Annotated in this window: 14 protein-coding genes and 5 tRNA genes; 14 read left to right on the plus strand and 5 right to left on the minus strand. The window is 68.4% G+C overall.

Annotated elements, in window-relative coordinates:
• The first annotated feature begins 149 nt into the window (after positions 1–149).
• The 5 genes from FHS42_RS14415 to FHS42_RS14435 all read left to right on the plus strand — a co-directional run bounded on the left by FHS42_RS14415 (position 150) and on the right by FHS42_RS14435 (position 638).
• Positions 150–221 (plus strand) — tRNA-Gln (locus tag FHS42_RS14415).
• Positions 222–260: 39 nt separating this feature from the next.
• Positions 261–333, plus strand: a tRNA-Glu gene (locus FHS42_RS14420).
• A 62-nt stretch (positions 334–395) separates the two neighbouring features.
• Positions 396–468: transfer RNA gene (locus FHS42_RS14425), tRNA-Glu, on the plus strand.
• Between the two features lie 13 nt (positions 469–481).
• Positions 482–553: transfer RNA gene (locus FHS42_RS14430), tRNA-Gln, on the plus strand.
• 12 nt (positions 554–565) lie between these two features.
• Positions 566–638: transfer RNA gene (locus tag FHS42_RS14435), tRNA-Glu, on the plus strand.
• Between the two features lie 598 nt (positions 639–1,236).
• On the opposite strand, the gene ndgR is transcribed toward FHS42_RS14435, so the two are convergent.
• Positions 1,237–1,953, minus strand: coding sequence for an IclR family transcriptional regulator NdgR (gene ndgR, locus FHS42_RS14440; RefSeq protein ID WP_184572594.1), 717 nt, complete (start codon positions 1,951–1,953; stop codon positions 1,237–1,239).
• A gap of 146 nt (positions 1,954–2,099) precedes the next feature.
• On the opposite strand from ndgR, the gene leuC reads away from it, so the two are divergent.
• From leuC to FHS42_RS14460, 4 genes are all read left to right on the plus strand, one after another.
• Positions 2,100–3,524: a 3-isopropylmalate dehydratase large subunit gene (gene leuC / locus FHS42_RS14445; protein ID WP_184572595.1), complete on the plus strand. Its 1,425-nt coding sequence runs from the start codon at positions 2,100–2,102 to the stop codon at positions 3,522–3,524.
• 6 nt (positions 3,525–3,530) lie between these two features.
• Positions 3,531–4,124, plus strand: coding sequence for a 3-isopropylmalate dehydratase small subunit (gene leuD, locus FHS42_RS14450; RefSeq protein WP_184572596.1), 594 nt, complete (start codon positions 3,531–3,533; stop codon positions 4,122–4,124).
• A gap of 126 nt (positions 4,125–4,250) precedes the next feature.
• Positions 4,251–4,496 carry an SCO5555 family protein gene (locus FHS42_RS14455; protein WP_184572597.1) on the plus strand — a complete coding sequence of 82 codons (246 nt, stop codon included), beginning with the start codon at positions 4,251–4,253 and terminating at the stop codon, positions 4,494–4,496.
• 125 nt (positions 4,497–4,621) lie between these two features.
• Positions 4,622–5,302, plus strand: a complete 681-nt coding sequence (locus tag FHS42_RS14460; protein WP_184572598.1) for an HU family DNA-binding protein — start codon at positions 4,622–4,624, stop codon at positions 5,300–5,302.
• 548 nt (positions 5,303–5,850) lie between these two features.
• Here FHS42_RS14460 and FHS42_RS14465 read toward each other — a convergent pair.
• Positions 5,851–6,054 carry a hypothetical protein gene (locus FHS42_RS14465; RefSeq protein ID WP_184572599.1) on the minus strand — a complete coding sequence of 68 codons (204 nt, stop codon included), beginning with the start codon at positions 6,052–6,054 and terminating at the stop codon, positions 5,851–5,853.
• A gap of 314 nt (positions 6,055–6,368) precedes the next feature.
• Complete coding sequence (gene cofC / locus FHS42_RS14470; protein WP_184572600.1) at positions 6,369–7,049, minus strand: 2-phospho-L-lactate guanylyltransferase; 681 nt, start codon at positions 7,047–7,049, stop codon at positions 6,369–6,371.
• Positions 7,050–7,228: 179 nt separating this feature from the next.
• Here cofC and FHS42_RS14475 point away from each other — a divergent pair, with 179 nt between their 5' ends.
• From FHS42_RS14475 to FHS42_RS14485, 3 genes are all read left to right on the plus strand, one after another.
• Positions 7,229–8,020 (plus strand): lysophospholipid acyltransferase family protein, encoded by a 792-nt coding sequence (locus tag FHS42_RS14475; RefSeq protein WP_184572601.1) that lies wholly within the window; start codon positions 7,229–7,231, stop codon positions 8,018–8,020.
• Complete coding sequence (locus FHS42_RS14480) at positions 8,017–9,018, plus strand: NAD(P)H-dependent glycerol-3-phosphate dehydrogenase (protein ID WP_184572602.1); 1,002 nt, start codon at positions 8,017–8,019, stop codon at positions 9,016–9,018. Before FHS42_RS14475 ends, FHS42_RS14480 begins: the two co-directional genes overlap by 4 nt.
• Positions 9,019–9,515: 497 nt before the next feature.
• On the plus strand, positions 9,516–10,706 hold the full coding sequence (locus FHS42_RS14485; RefSeq protein ID WP_184572603.1) for a D-alanine--D-alanine ligase family protein: 1,191 nt from the start codon (positions 9,516–9,518) through the stop codon (positions 10,704–10,706).
• A gap of 484 nt (positions 10,707–11,190) precedes the next feature.
• Here FHS42_RS14485 and FHS42_RS14490 read toward each other — a convergent pair whose 3' ends face one another.
• Positions 11,191–11,679 (minus strand): DUF3515 domain-containing protein, encoded by a 489-nt coding sequence (locus FHS42_RS14490; protein ID WP_312866870.1) that lies wholly within the window; start codon positions 11,677–11,679, stop codon positions 11,191–11,193.
• 20 nt (positions 11,680–11,699) lie between these two features.
• Positions 11,700–11,933 carry an Lrp/AsnC family transcriptional regulator gene (locus FHS42_RS14495; RefSeq protein ID WP_184572604.1) on the minus strand — a complete coding sequence of 78 codons (234 nt, stop codon included), beginning with the start codon at positions 11,931–11,933 and terminating at the stop codon, positions 11,700–11,702.
• A 161-nt stretch (positions 11,934–12,094) separates the two neighbouring features.
• Between FHS42_RS14495 and FHS42_RS14500 the strand changes: the two genes are divergently transcribed.
• Both FHS42_RS14500 and thiD read left to right on the plus strand, forming a co-directional pair.
• On the plus strand, positions 12,095–13,069 hold the full coding sequence (locus tag FHS42_RS14500) for a thiamine-phosphate kinase (protein WP_184572605.1): 975 nt from the start codon (positions 12,095–12,097) through the stop codon (positions 13,067–13,069).
• A 300-nt stretch (positions 13,070–13,369) separates the two neighbouring features.
• A complete protein-coding gene (thiD, locus tag FHS42_RS14505; protein ID WP_184572606.1) occupies positions 13,370–14,194 on the plus strand; it encodes a bifunctional hydroxymethylpyrimidine kinase/phosphomethylpyrimidine kinase in 825 nt (274 codons plus the stop codon).
• Positions 14,195–14,408 lie beyond the last annotated feature (214 nt).

Below are 14,408 nucleotides of genomic sequence, written 5' to 3' on the forward strand. Positions count from 1 at the left end.
CCACAGGGCAGCCGATGAGGGCGGTATCGGTTTTGGTGCGCTGCCTCCCGTCGGGTAATGTTCTTCCTGCGCCGCCCGAGAAGGGCCGAGAAGCCCGGCGGAAAGCGCAAATCCAAACAAAAATCCCCAGCAGGGGGTTTGAGTTTTGGTGGGCTATGGTGTAATTGGCAGCACGGCTGATTCTGGTTCAGTTAGTCTAGGTTCGAGTCCTGGTAGCCCAGCAGGAGATCTTCCATTCGATCTCTTGATCATGCAGTGAAGCCCCCGTTGTGTAGCGGCCTAGCACGCTGCCCTCTCAAGGCAGTAGCGCCGGTTCGAATCCGGTCGGGGGTACTGATCCTGACTCCGTCACCATCCGGACAATTCCCGGAGGCGACGACGAATGGATCGCTAGGGCCCCCGTTGTGTAGCGGCCTAGCACGCCGCCCTCTCAAGGCGGTAGCGCCGGTTCGAATCCGGTCGGGGGTACTGGTCTATACCATGGGCTATGGTGTAATTGGCAGCACGAGTGATTCTGGTTCATTTAGTCTAGGTTCGAGTCCTGGTAGCCCAGCGCAGCATTCAGGCCCCCGTTGTGTAGCGGCCTAGCACGCCGCCCTCTCAAGGCGGTAGCGCCGGTTCGAATCCGGTCGGGGGTACAAGAGTATGGAAGAGGCCTCCCGCATTGCGCGGGGGGCCTCTTGCGTGTCCCGGTTTTGTGCTGGCGCGCTACGCCGCGCATCGTGCAGCCTGGCCCCACGAGAACGCTTGGCTGCGCGACGGGCTCATTCCCGGGCGGGCCGCCGCCAACGCCGAGGGCGACCTGGGGCATCTGCCTGATCAGGATGCGGTCAACCACCACAGGGCCGCGCAGGGTTGGGGCCAATGGCGCGGACAATGCCGCGGATGCTCCAGGAACTGTCACAAGAGAAGGGCGGCGAACTCCTCGGCGACCGCGCGACCGTACGGCTCGGGTGCTGAGGCGCGGTACTGCGTGGGGTGTGCGGAGCGAACGCCCAACGGGGCGCGGGGCGGCGCATGATCCTGTCGGAGCACGGAGCACGGAGCACGGAGCACGGAGCACGGAGCACGGAGCACGGAGCACGGAGCACGGAGCACGGAGCACGGAGCACGGAGCACGGAGCCGCGGCCAGGGGCGTACGGGGCACGGAGCCGCAACTGTGTCTACGGGGCACGGGGCGTGCAGGGCGCGGGGCGTTGACGGTGTTGCCCCGTAGCGGGTGCGGTGCGGCGTCGTCAGTTTGAGCGGCGGAGTGCCTCGGACAGTCGCATTGCCGCGTCTATCACCGCTTGGGCGTGCATGCGGCCCGGGTGGCGGGTCAGGCGCTCGATGGGCCCCGAGACCGATACAGCGGCGACCACGCGGTTGGACGGCCCTCGCACCGGCGCGGAGACTGAGGCCACGCCCGGTTCACGCTCGCCGATCGACTGGGCCCAGCCTCGGCGACGTACGCCCGACAGCGCCGTCGCCGTGAAGCGGGCGCCCTGCAAGCCGCGGTGCAGTCGCTCCGGCTCTTCCCAGGCCATCAGGATTTGAGCGGCCGAGCCTGCCTTCATCGGCAGGGTTGATCCGACCGGCACCGTATCCCGCAGTCCGGACAGCCGTTCCGCCGCTGCGACGCAGATGCGCATATCGCCTTGGCGCCGGTAGAGCTGGGCGCTCTCGCCGGTCACATCCCGCAGGTGAGTGAGGACCGGTCCGGCCGTGGCGAGCAGTCGGTCTTCGCCGGCTGCCGCCGAGAGTTCGGCGAGCCGGGGTCCGAGGATGAACCGGCCCTGTATGTCGCGCGCCACCATCCGATGGTGTTCGAGCGCTACCGCGAGCCGATGCGCCGTGGGGCGCGCGAGCCCAGTAGCCGAGACCAGCCCGGCGAGGGTGGCCGGGCCGGACTCCAGAGCGCTCAGTACCAGAGCCGCCTTGTCGAGAACGCCGACGCCGCTAGAGTTGTCCATGCAACGATACTCGCGTCTCACAGTATGAAACGCAAGTTCAATTTTTCGCGCCACCCGCCAGGCTGGAGACAGCGCCGGGCACGTACGGCGGCGCTCCCGCGAACACACGAGTTGGGTCGGCAGCGACGCCGACCGGAGGGAAAGCGATGGGACGGACACTGGCGGAGAAGGTCTGGGACGATCATGTCGTCCGGCGCGCCGAGGGCGAGCCTGACTTGCTCTTCATCGATCTGCACCTGCTGCACGAGGTGACCAGCCCGCAGGCTTTCGACGGGCTTCGCAAGGCCGGACGGCGGGTGCGGCGCACCGACCTCACCATCGCGACCGAGGATCACAACACCCCCACCCTCGATATCGACAAACCGATCGCGGACCCCGTCTCGCGTACGCAGCTTGAGACGTTGCGGAAGAACTGCGCGGAGTTCGGGGTACGTCTGCACCCGCTGGGCGATGTGGAACAGGGCGTGGTGCACGTAGTGGGCCCGCAGCTCGGGCTGACTCAGCCGGGCACCACTGTGGTCTGCGGAGATAGTCACACGTCCACGCACGGGGCGTTCGGGGCGCTGGCGTTCGGAATCGGCACCTCGCAGGTGGAGCACGTGCTGGCCACTCAGACGCTGCCGTTGGCTCCGTTCAAGACCATGGCGATCACCGTGGAAGGCGAACTGCCCGAGGACGTCACGGCCAAGGACCTGATCCTCGCGATCATCGCGAAGATCGGCACCGGCGGCGGTCAGGGCTATGTGATCGAGTACCGCGGCCAGGCCATCGAGAAGTTGTCGATGGAGGCGCGGATGACCGTGTGCAACATGTCCATCGAGGCCGGCGCGCGCGCCGGGATGATCGCCCCGGACGAAAGCACCTTCGCCTACCTCAAGGGGCGCGACCACGCGCCCCAGGGTGAGCAGTGGGAGGCGGCGACGGCGTACTGGCGCACGCTGCGTACCGACGCCGACGCCGTATTCGACCACGAGGTGGTCATCGACGCCGCGTCGCTGGCGCCGTTTGTGACCTGGGGGACGAATCCGGGGCAGGGTGCCCCGTTGTCGGCGGCGGTGCCCGACCCCGCTTCGTACGCGGATGCCAGTGAGCGGGCGGCGGCCGAGAGGGCCCTGGAATACATGGGGTTGACGGCGGGTCAGAGACTGCGCGACATCCGCGTGGACACCGTCTTCGTCGGGTCATGCACCAACGGTCGGATTGAGGACCTGCGCTCGGTCGCGGCCGTGATGGTGGGGCGCCAGGTGGCTGAGGGGCTACGGATGCTGGTGGTTCCCGGTTCGGTGCGGGTGGCCCTGCAAGCGGTGCAGGAGGGGTTGGACAAGGTATTCACGGCTGCCGGGGCTGAATGGCGGCACGCGGGATGCTCGATGTGTCTGGGCATGAACCCCGATCAACTCGCGCCTGGCGAGCGTTCGGCATCCACCTCCAACCGCAACTTCGAGGGACGGCAGGGCAAGGGCGGCCGTACTCATCTGGTTTCGCCCCAGGTTGCCGCCGCCACCGCCGTGCTGGGGCATCTGGCCTCGCCCGCCGACCTCGCTCCGTCAACCGCTCCTGTGGGGGTCTGATCAGTTATGGAAGCCTTCACCACTCACACCGGCCGCGCCGTCCCGCTACGGCGCAGCAATGTGGACACCGACCAAATCATCCCAGCGCACTGGCTCAAGAAGGTCACCCGAGACGGGTTTGAAGACGGGCTCTTTGAGGCGTGGCGCAAGGACCCGAGCTTCGAACTGAACCAGCCCGAACGCGCTGGAGCGACGGTGCTCCTCGCCGGCTCCGACTTCGGCACAGGCTCCTCGCGTGAGCACGCGGTGTGGGCGCTGCAGAACTATGGCTTCAAGACGGTCATCTCCTCGCGGTTCGCCGACATCTTCCGAGGAAATTCGCTCAAAAACGGTTTGCTGACGGTGGTCTTGCCGCAGGAGACGGTGGAGGCGCTGTGGAAGCTGACCGAAGCCGACCCGGACGCGGAGGTCACCGTGGACCTGGTTGCCCGCCAGGTCCGGGCCGATGGCGTAACGGCCGAATTTGAGCTTGACGAGAACGCCCGTTGGCGGTTGCTGGAGGGGTTGGACGACATCAGCCTGACCCTGCGGCAGGAGCCTGAAATCGCTGCGTACGAGGCGGCCCGACCGGCCTTCAAACCGCATACGGTGCAGGTCTAAGGCCCCCCGCTGCTCCGTGTACGGGGCACGTTTGACACGATGCGTCGTCGGTCTTCGGACCGGCGGCGCATCGGCGTGTTGGGGCCCCATGAGGCGGCAACTCGCTGTAGATGGCACAATCAACGCATGGAACGCGACATCCAACTCCAGCTTTACGGGATTGTCGCCGACCGACTCAAGGAAGCGCACCGAAAGGTGCGCGCACTGCAAGTCCCGGAGGGCGTACGGATGGCGCTGTCCCGGAAGCTGCTCGTCATCACGGCGGCGGCAAAGCACGATCTGGCAGACGCGGCGCGGCGTCTGGACCGGTTGATGGACGACCTCGATGAGGGCCGTTTCCCCGAAGATCTCGACAGTGGCGGAAGTCCGTGACGGTCGAGTTCGTTGCGGCACAAGGGTGATTAGCCCGTTTCGTGTTTGATTTGCGGTATATATCTGCCTAACGTGCGAAAAAGCTTGAACAGATTCGTTCCAGCAATGTCTCCGAAGGGGAAGACGTGAACAAGGCGCAGCTCGTAGAAGCCATTGCCGACAAGCTCGGCGGACGTCAGAACGCCGCGGACGCGGTCGATGCGGTACTGGACGCCATCGTCCGTGCTGTGGTCGGCGGTGACCGGGTTTCAGTCACCGGATTCGGTTCGTTCGAAAAGGTTGACCGCCCCGCGCGGTACGCCCGTAACCCGCAGACCGGTGAGCGGGTCCGAGTCAAGAAGACCTCGGTGCCGCGGTTCCGCGCGGGGCAGGGCTTCAAGGACCTGGTGAGCGGCTCGAAGAAGCTCCCGAAGAACGATGTGGCCGTGAAGAAGGCCCCCAAGGGCAGCCTCTCAGGCGGTTCTTCCACCCGTACGACCGTCAAGGCCGCGGCCAAGAAGGCCACCGCCAAGAAGGCATCGGCGGCGAAGAAGACCACCGCGAAGAAGACTGCTCCCGCGAAGAAGACCACCGCCACCGCCAAGAAGGCATCGGCGGTGGCGAAGAAGGCCAGCGCGCAGAAGACCAGCCCGGCGAAGAAGACCACCGCCACGGCCAGCGCCCCGGCGAAGAAGACCGCCACGGCGAAGAAGGTCAGCGCGAAGAAGACCGCGCCCGCCAAGAAGGCGACGGCCACGAAGGCGCCGGCGCGCAAGGTCACGGCGCGCAAGACCACCGCCAAGAAGGCCACCGCCAGGAAGAAGTAACACCTGCTGTCACCGTTTTGCTCAGCACCTCGCCGGGCCGGACTCCCCCAGGGGAGCCCGGCCCGCGGTGCGTTCGAAGGCGGCGCCTTGGCCAAATACGGTGCTGTACGGGGCAGCATGAGGCAGCGCCGACAGGGGGCGCTGGGTGGCGGTGGCACACGGGGTGTGAAGTTGGAGTGTGAAGTACGGCGCACGGGGCGGGTGTGGCGCGGGGCACGGGGCACGGGGCCTGGAACGTCGTACGGGGCACGGGGCGCGGAATGTCGCACGGAGCACGGAGCACGGAGCATAGAACGGGGCATGTCGTACGGGGCGCGGGGCGCGGAATGTCGTACGGGGCCACGGGAGTCGCGTCAGACACGGGTCCGGGGAGCGGGGCGCGAAGTCAGCGGCCGAGTACGGCGATCTCGCGTGTGCGGTACGGACGCGTGCGCGGCGCCGCATCGGGGCCCACCAGGACCGGGCTCAGGCGATGGGCGTGGGGAGTCAGCAACGGCGGGGGCGGACGGACCTTCCAACGGCCCGGATGTGACGGGCATACGGCGGGGCTAGAAGGTCTGGAGCGTCACGTAGACGACGCGGCGGGACTCGCCTTCTCCCTCGACCTCAATTCGCACTCGCTGGCCGGGTCGCAGCAGTCTCAACCCGCCGGCGTCGAAAGCCGCCGCGTCGAAGGGCAGGGGGGTCCCATCGTCGAGCAGCACGCTGCCCGCACGGGTATCGGGGTCGTACGTGTACGCGGTCGCCTGCATACGCAGCAGCGTAACCGGCGGCAGCCGGCCCCCACCGCATGAAGCCCCGTGCTCCGTGCCCCGTGCTCCGTGCCCCATGCTCCGTGCCCCGTGCCCCGTGCTCCGTGCCCCATGCTCCGTGCCCCGTGCTCCGTGCCCCGTGCTCCGTGCCCCATGCTCCGTGCCCCGTGCCCCGTGCTTTCTGCGGTGGTAGGTGCGTGGCATGGGGCGTGGGTCGCCGCGCCAGGCGTCGCGTACAACGTGCTAGAGCGACGGGGCGCCATGCCGCGGGGCGGACAGGAGGTTGGGCCCGTCCGGCGCGGGTCGTGGCGGCATCAGCCGCGCGGGGTGGGGGAACTGGTGGGCGGAGCGCAGGGAGCCGATGGCGGAGGACCACCGGGGCGCAGCAGCGCGGCCGTGTGCGGGCCCACGCCCAGCTCCAGTGCGGCCCGCAGGTCGAGTCCCGTATCGACGTCCTGGCGAACGCTAATCACATCGGCCAGGAGAATATCGTGGGCCCCGGTAGCACGGTGACGGGCGCGTGAAGGCCCGCCGAAAGCCGGATTTAGTTCCCTTTTCGGGGCGGCAGCTAGCAATGTGGTGCCGATTCCCGTGGCATCCGCGAGAAAAGCGCGGGGAAAATTCGCCGCCGCGCTCAGCACTCGCTGAAGTTCTGCGGGTCGCAACGCGGGCAAATCGGCGTTGAGGGCGGCGACTGCCGCCTCCGGGCGTCGGGACCGTACCGCGGCGACACCGTGCATCAGCGCCGCGTTCAGACCGTTGCCGGGCGAGTCCGGCACCGTACTAGCGCCGAGCGCCGACAATTCGGCCGCTGCCAGCGGATCGTCCGTGACAACCACCACATCCCGTACCCCGGGGCAAGCCAGCGCGGCACTGACGGTGTCCTGCGCGAAAGCGAGTGCGAGCCCGGGACGCAAGCCGTCGGATGCGGCGTCGGCCAGCCTGCTCTTCGCCCGGGACAGGGGTTTTAGCGGCACCACCAGACTCCAGCTCACTGCCGCTTCACCCGCTCCATCTCTTCGCACACACATCATTCTTGCCTGCTGCCGAAGCCGCCCGAGACCGGCGGGGTTACGGTGTCCTCGACAGACCGGATACCTGGGGCGACACTCGTGCGACTGCCCGGGTGGCAGCAAGCCAGCAGGTCAGCAGGCCCCAAGAGGAGGACGTCCGAGTGCCCCGCCACAGAATCGGTTTCTGGTACCGCCTGGCAGCGGTCATCGCGAAACCGCCGCTCGTGATTCTGTTCAAACGGGACTGGCGTGGAATGGAGAACATTCCCTCCCACGGCGGATTCATCACGGCGATCAACCACAACTCGTATCTCGATCCGCTGTCGTACGCGCACTTCCAGTACAACACCGGGCGGGTGCCACGATTCCTCGCGAAGTCTGGGCTCTTCAAGGTGCCCGTCTTTGGCCGAATGTTCCAAGGGCTCCAGTTGATTCCGGTCTACCGAGAGTCCACGGACGCCGCCAACGCCTTCCGGGCGGCCGTGAGCGCGATCAATAAGGGTGAATGCGTCGCCTTCTACCCCGAAGGCACCCTCACTCGCGATCCCGACCAGTGGCCGATGCGCGCCAAGACCGGCGCCGCCCGGGTCGCCCTGCTGACCAAGGCCCCGGTCATTCCGGTCGCGCAATGGGGCGCCAACGAGGTGCTTCCTCCGTACGCGAAGGCACAGCGGCTGCGGCTGTTCCCCCGTAAGACCTTCAAGGTCGTCGCTGGCCCGCCGGTCAACCTGTCCGCGTACTACGGTGAGGAACCGACCGCCGAGGTATTGCGCGCCGCCACTGACACCATCATGGCCGCTATCACCGAACTCCTCGCGGACGTGCGCCAGGAGCCGGTGCCCGCGGACCGGTACGAGCAACCGAAGGGCGGCGCGGCCGAGGGTCTCGGCTCCGCCGATCGCACGGAGCGCCCGAAACGCACGGAAAGTAAGTCCGGGGAGGACGCCACGTGACGCGCTGCGCTGTCTACGGCAACGGCTCATGGGGCACTGCCTTCGCAGTGGTGCTCGCCGACGCCGGATGCGAGGTGACCCTGTGGGGCCGCCGCGCGGAACTGGTGGACGCCATCAACGAGGGACGGGGCAACCCGGACTACCTGCCCGGCGTCGAGCTACCCGCCTCCGTGCGGGCCACCACGGACCCGGCCCTTGCGGCACAGGGCGCGGAGTTCACGGTGCTTGCGGTGCCGTCCCAGACGCTGCGCGCCAACCTCGCCGCGTGGGCCCCGTTGCTGCCCGCCGACACCGTGCTGGTCAGTTTGATGAAGGGGGTCGAACTCGGCACTGCCAAGCGGATGAGCGAGGTCATCGAGGAGGTCGCCCAGGCCGGCCCCGACCGGGTCGCGGTGCTGACCGGCCCCAACCTTGCCAAGGAGATCTCCGTCCGGCAGCCCGCCGCCGCCGTTGTGGCGTGTCGCGATGAGACCGTTGCCCAGCGACTTCAGACGGCCTGCCACACCCCGTACTTCCGTCCGTACACCAACACCGACGTAGTCGGCTGCGAGTTGGGCGGAGCGGTCAAAAACGTGATTGCCCTCGCTGTGGGCATCGCCGATGGCATGGGGCTCGGCGACAACGCCAAGGCATCGCTGATCACTCGCGGGCTGGCGGAGACGACCCGGCTCGGCCTGGCGATGGGCGCCGACGCGCACACGTTCGCGGGCCTGGCGGGAATGGGTGATCTGGTCGCCACCTGCTCGTCACCGCTGTCCCGCAACCACACCTTCGGCACCAACCTCGGCCGCGGCATGACACTTGCCGAGACCATCGCGGTGACCAGGCAGACGGCAGAAGGCGTCAAGTCCTGCGAGTCCGTATTGGACCTGGCGCACCGGCACGGGGTGGACATGCCGATCACGGAGACAGTGGTGGGCATCGTGCACGGCGGGAAGCCCCCCCTCGTCGCCCTCAAGGAGCTGATGTCGCGATCCGCGAAGCCGGAACGGCGCTGATCCGCCGCGGTGGCGGCTCCGAGGGGACCGGAAGTTCGTCGTGGAGCCCGGGGTAGACGCGAGCGGGCACGTGCCCGGGGCGCGGGCCCTTGGGCAGCGAGCGGGCGCGTGCGACGGCGAGCAGGCACGCGACATGGCGCGCGCACGCGCCGTGGATGGCAGCGCGCGCCTTGGAGCGCCCCGGCGGGCGCACATCGACGCGTAGCGCCCCGAGGGCGCGCCCCGGGGCGCGTGTGAGGTGCACCCCGGTCAGGTGCCACGAAGCTCGCTTGGTCCTGTGGCGCTATGCCCGATGGCCCCATGCCGTGTGGCCCCATAGACCCGTGGCCCCACAGCCCGTGATCCTCACGACAGTGCTAATCCCTGTAGCGGCCCCGGCATTTCCCTATCGACTCCCTATCGATGCGGCAGCGCCCCTGGCAGGCACGTAAGAACCGGCAGGGGAGCACGGCCAGGGAGATCTGACCACGAGCGAACCGCAGGGTAACCTCAAGCCGATGAGCAGCGAGTCCACTTCCCCAAGCCCCGTGCCCGCCTCCGGTTCCGGATCTGACGGCCGGAAGCCGTGTGTCGCCGTCGTGTTCGGAGGCCGTAGCTCCGAACACGCGATCTCCGTACTGACTGCGGGCGCCGTGCTCGCGGCCATCGACCGTACGAAGTACGACGTGCTGCCCATCGGCATCACCACCGAGGGCCGGTGGGCGCTGACCACCGACGAGCCTGAGCGGATGGCCATCAACGGCAGCACGCTGCCCAACGTGGACCAGCTCTCGGAAACACCGGACGGTGGCGTCCTGTTGCCGCTCGACCCGGGCAGTCGCGAGGTGGTTTACAGCGAACCGGGCTCCGTTCCCAAGGCTCTGGGCGACGTTGACGTCGTCTTCCCCGTACTTCACGGCCCCTATGGCGAGGACGGCACCCTGCAGGGGCTGCTAGAGCTGTCCGGCGTGCCCTACGTCGGCGCTGGCGTGCTCGCCTCCGCCGTCGGCATGGACAAGGAGTACATGAAGCGTGTCTTCCGTTCCTGCGGGCTACTGATTGGGCCGTACGAAGTGATCCGGGCCCGCGAGTGGGAGTCGGGGCCCGCCGGCGACCGGGGCGCGGTGGCACGGAAGAAGATCGTGGACTTCGCGGCTGAGAACGGCTGGCCCATCTTCGTGAAGCCGGCCCGCGCGGGCTCCTCCATGGGCATCAGCAAGGTCAATGACCTGGCGGGCATCGACGCGGCCGTCGAGGAGGCCAGGCGGCACGACCCGAAGATCATCATTGAGGCGCTGCTGCGTGGGCGCGAGATCGAGTGCGGGGTGCTGGAGTTCGAGGACGGGCCGCGGGCGAGCGTCCCGGCGGAGATCCCCCCGGTCACTGCGCACGACTTCTACGACTTCGAAGCGAAGTACATCGACTCGGCGACCGGCATTGTGCCCGCGCCGCTCACTTCGGAAGAAACGGCGCGTGTACAAGAACTCGCGGTCGCTGCCTTCGACGCCATCTCCTGTGAGGGGCTGGCGCGGGTGGACTTCTTCCTCCTGGACAACGGCGACTTGGTGATCAACGAGATCAACACCCTGCCCGGCTTCACGCCCATCTCCATGTACCCGCGGATGTGGCAGGAGAGCGGCGTCAGCTACCCGGAGTTGGTGGACCGGCTCCTCCAGTCAGCCCTCAACCGCCCTACGGGGCTGCGCTAGACGCGACCCCAGCGGCCCTGCGGCCCCAAGGCCCGTGCTACGTAGCCGCCGCCGCAGCGCACCGCCAATCACCCGCCCGCCGAGTCCCCGATCTCACGGGCCAGTGCGCCTAGCCACGGCGCGCGGAGCCCGCGTGCGGCACGGAGCGCCGCAGGCGCTCCGGTGCGGCAACGTACGCGGTGCGGCTGCACCACGGGGCACGGGGCACGGGGCGCCACGGAGTACTGGGCACGGAGCCGCGCAGGGCCCTGGAGCCCGTAGCCGGCGCGGGGACGGAACGGAGCCTGGGGCAGGGACCACGGGGCCGCGGGGGAGCACACGACGGAACGCGGCTCGCACGCGATCAAGCGGATGGAATGCGACTTCCTCGTGGGTAATGCGGGCTGCGCAGCCCGCAGTTGGCATCCGCCTGTAGCAGTTGTCCGAGACCCGCAGGCCTGGGGTCCCATGCCGTAACGATGCGGCGCCCGGGCAGGGGCAGCTGTCAGATCCCCGAGGGGACGGCCTTCTTGATGGCCTCCGCGAGGTCGGTGAGGGAGTTCACCTCCGGGGCGTACTTCGACGGCACCGTCACCTCTACGTAGGCCTTGCGCAACGTCGTCGTGAAGCGGTATCCGTCGTCCTGCTTTTCCAGCAGCCAGCCGACTCCGTTGACGTCCACGGAGTCGGCTGTGGGGTTGTAATGTTCACTGCCGGGCGTGAGTACATCGGGCCGTGGCACGCCGCACCGCAGGTTCACGGCGGGCTTTCCCCAGACGGCGGTGAAAGCCGAGGCGGGCCTGGTTTCATGTCGGTCCAGCCCATCCACCTTTGTGGGTAGTTCATCGTGCAATGCCTTGCAGAACGTCACGGCCCGTGTCGAAGGGGTGGGAACCGCGGGCGCTGCGGGTTCGTCGCTGTCAGAGCAGCCCACGGCGGACAACAGCAGAACAGCGATGGGCAGACGGGGCCAACGGCGGGGTGCGAAACTCACCGGGCCGAGGATACGGGGAGTTACAGATGGACGACCGGGCAGGTGAGAGTGCGGGTAATGCCGTCCACTTGTTGGACCTTGGCGACCACCATGTGGCCGAGTTCGTCCACGGTGTCGGCTTGGGCGCGCACGATCACGTCGTAGGGACCGGTCACGTCCTCGGCTTGAGTCACTCCCGGAATTTTGCCGATGACTTCGGCAACGGTCGACGCTTTGCCGACCTCAGTCTGGATCAGGATGTACGCCTGTACCACGGAACCTCCAGGGCGGCGACGAGGATCATGTGGGAAGAAGGGACGCTACGGTACCGCGTCGCCAAGCGGCGCGGGGAGACCCGCGCGGCGTGCACGGCGTGGCGGCTGCTTGACCTGACAACGGAGCACAGGGCGGAAGAACAGTGCAAAGGGGCGATGGGATGAAGGGCACCGTGGGTGAGTTGGGGGAGTTCGGGCTGATCAGAGAGCTCACATCCCGACTCACCAGCACTCCGGCGGTCCGGCTTGGGCCGGGGGATGACGCCGCGGTGGTCGCAGCGCCCGACCGAAGGGTCGTGGTCAGCACCGACGTTCTGCTTGAGGGGCGGCACTTTCGCCGTGACTGGTCTACGGCGTACGACGTCGGGCGCAAGGCAGCCGCGCAAAACCTCGCGGACATCGCCGCCATGGGCGCCGTACCCACCGCCCTATTGCTCGGCCTCGTCGTCCCCGCGGACCTCCCCGCAACGTGGGCGAATGAGTTGATGGACGGGCTGCGCGACGAGTGCCAGGTGGCGGGTGCCGCGGTGGTCGGGGGCGACGTGGTACGTGGCGAGACGATCACCATCGCCATCACGGCCCTGGGCGATCTACGCAACCAGGAACCGGTAACCCGTTCCGGGGCCCAACCGGGTGACGTCGTTGCCGTCACGGGCTGGTTGGGCTGGTCCGCGGCCGGGCACGCGGTCCTCTCGCGCGGCTTCCGCTCGCCCCGTGCCTTCGTCGAGGCGCACCGACGCCCCGAGCCCCCCTACCACGCGGGCCCCGCCGCCGCCGGTCTCGGCGCCACGGCGATGACGGACGTCAGCGATGGCCTCGTGGCCGATCTCGGACATATCGCCGAGGCCAGCAAGGTCCGCATTGATCTGCGCTCCGCCTCGATAGACGTCCCTTCGCAGATGTCCGACATCGGCCAGGCCGTCGGCGTGGACCCGCTGCAATGGGTGCTCAACGGCGGGGAAGACCATGCGATCGTGGCGACCTTTCCCGCCGACGTGAAGCTGCCGGCCCGCTGGAAGGTCATCGGCGAGGTACGCAACCCCTCCGCGCTGCCCCAGGTGACGGTGGACGGGGCGCCGTGGGCCAAGGCCGGTTGGGACCACTTCGGCGGCGACGAGGACGCTTCAGCGGGCTGAACCCGGAGCCGCGGCCCCGTACCTGAGCCCCAGGAAGTATCGCTGGCGGGAAGAGGTGTCCTGCGCCCCGTTCCCGTGCTTCGTGCATCGGGGCGCCGTGGTGCGCGCGGCAGTTGGCGCGAGGACGGACTCGCTGGGCCTCGTACCAGAGGGCGCGGGCCGTGGCGGGCGAATTCCGTGCCCGGGGCGGCGGCCCGCCTGGTGCACAGGACTCCCTCGTGGAGTGAGCCCGCCGCGCGCCGCCGCGGAAGCCGAGGGGGAGGGGCGGGGCGATGAGCAGCACAGCGTAGATTCGATGGCATGACCGCCGAACCTCCGGGTGCGGGCCCCGTCCGCACCGCCATACCGCCCCGTGTACTCACCGTCGCCGGGTCCGATTCCGGCGGCGGAGCAGGCATCCAGGCCGACCTGAAGGCGATGCTGGCCCTCGGTACGCACGGCATGAGCGTGCTCACCGCGGTCACTGCGCAAAATTCCCTGGGTGTCATGGGTGCGTGGGAACTGCCACTAGAGGCGATTCGGGCCCAATTCCGCGCCGTCGTTGACGACATCGGAGTCCAGGCCGTGAAGACGGGCATGCTCGCCTCATCCGCCATCGTGGAGACCGTCGCCGGCTTGCTCGCCGGCCTCGCTGCCCCGGTAGTTGTGGACCCGGTCGGCGTCTCGAAGCACGGTGACGCCCTGCTGGCGGCGGAAGCGCTCGACGCCGTACGCATCAAACTCCTGCCCATTGCGACCGTGGCCACGCCCAACCTTGACGAGGTGGAACAACTCACCGGGGTGCGGGTCACCACCGAGTTGGAGATGCGGCGCGCCGCTGCGGCAGTCCTGGAGTTCGGCCCGCGCTGGGCCTTGGTCAAGGGCGGGCATCTAGCTGGCGACGCGGTCGATCTGCTCACCGATGGCGCGGAGGAGTACTGGCTCCGCTCCGTACGCCATGACAACCGGCACACCCATGGCACCGGTTGCACGCTCGCTAGCGCCATCGCCGCGCACCTGGCCCACGGCATGCCGGTGCCGGAGGCGGTTGCGTCGGCCAAGGAGTACGTCACTGGCGCGATCGAGGCCGGTTTCCCCTTGGGCGCGGGCATCGGCCCCGTCGATCACGCGTGGCGCTGGCGCTGATCAAGCCGGGCACCCGGTTTCGTGCGAGAAGCCCCAAGCAGTGGAGCGTTGTCGCACGGGACGCATCCGACGCGCGCTCTGCCGTCCGGCGCGGGTTGCTTGTCCTGCGCGGGCTGCGCCTGCGCGGCGTATGGTGCCGCCGGAGCACGGAGCACGGAGCACGGAGCACGGAGCACGGAGCACGGAGCACGGAGCACGGAGCACGGAGCACGGA

The sequence above is a fragment of the Streptomyces zagrosensis genome (genome assembly GCF_014203645.1).
In the GTDB taxonomy this organism is placed as follows: domain Bacteria; phylum Actinomycetota; class Actinomycetes; order Streptomycetales; family Streptomycetaceae; genus Streptomyces; species Streptomyces zagrosensis.

Coding starts and splice junctions, on each gene's coding strand:
- ndgR (WP_184572594.1), bottom strand. CDS start 1,953: ATGGACAACTCTAGCGGCGTCGGCGTTCTCGACAAGGCGGCTCTGGTA.
- FHS42_RS14485 (WP_184572603.1), top strand. CDS start 9,516: ATGAGCAGCGAGTCCACTTCCCCAAGCCCCGTGCCCGCCTCCGGTTCC.
- leuC (WP_184572595.1), top strand. CDS start 2,100: ATGGGACGGACACTGGCGGAGAAGGTCTGGGACGATCATGTCGTCCGG.
- leuD (WP_184572596.1), top strand. CDS start 3,531: ATGGAAGCCTTCACCACTCACACCGGCCGCGCCGTCCCGCTACGGCGC.
- FHS42_RS14465 (WP_184572599.1), bottom strand. CDS start 6,054: ATGCAGGCGACCGCGTACACGTACGACCCCGATACCCGTGCGGGCAGC.
- FHS42_RS14500 (WP_184572605.1), top strand. CDS start 12,095: ATGAAGGGCACCGTGGGTGAGTTGGGGGAGTTCGGGCTGATCAGAGAG.
- FHS42_RS14455 (WP_184572597.1), top strand. CDS start 4,251: ATGGAACGCGACATCCAACTCCAGCTTTACGGGATTGTCGCCGACCGA.
- thiD (WP_184572606.1), top strand. CDS start 13,370: ATGACCGCCGAACCTCCGGGTGCGGGCCCCGTCCGCACCGCCATACCG.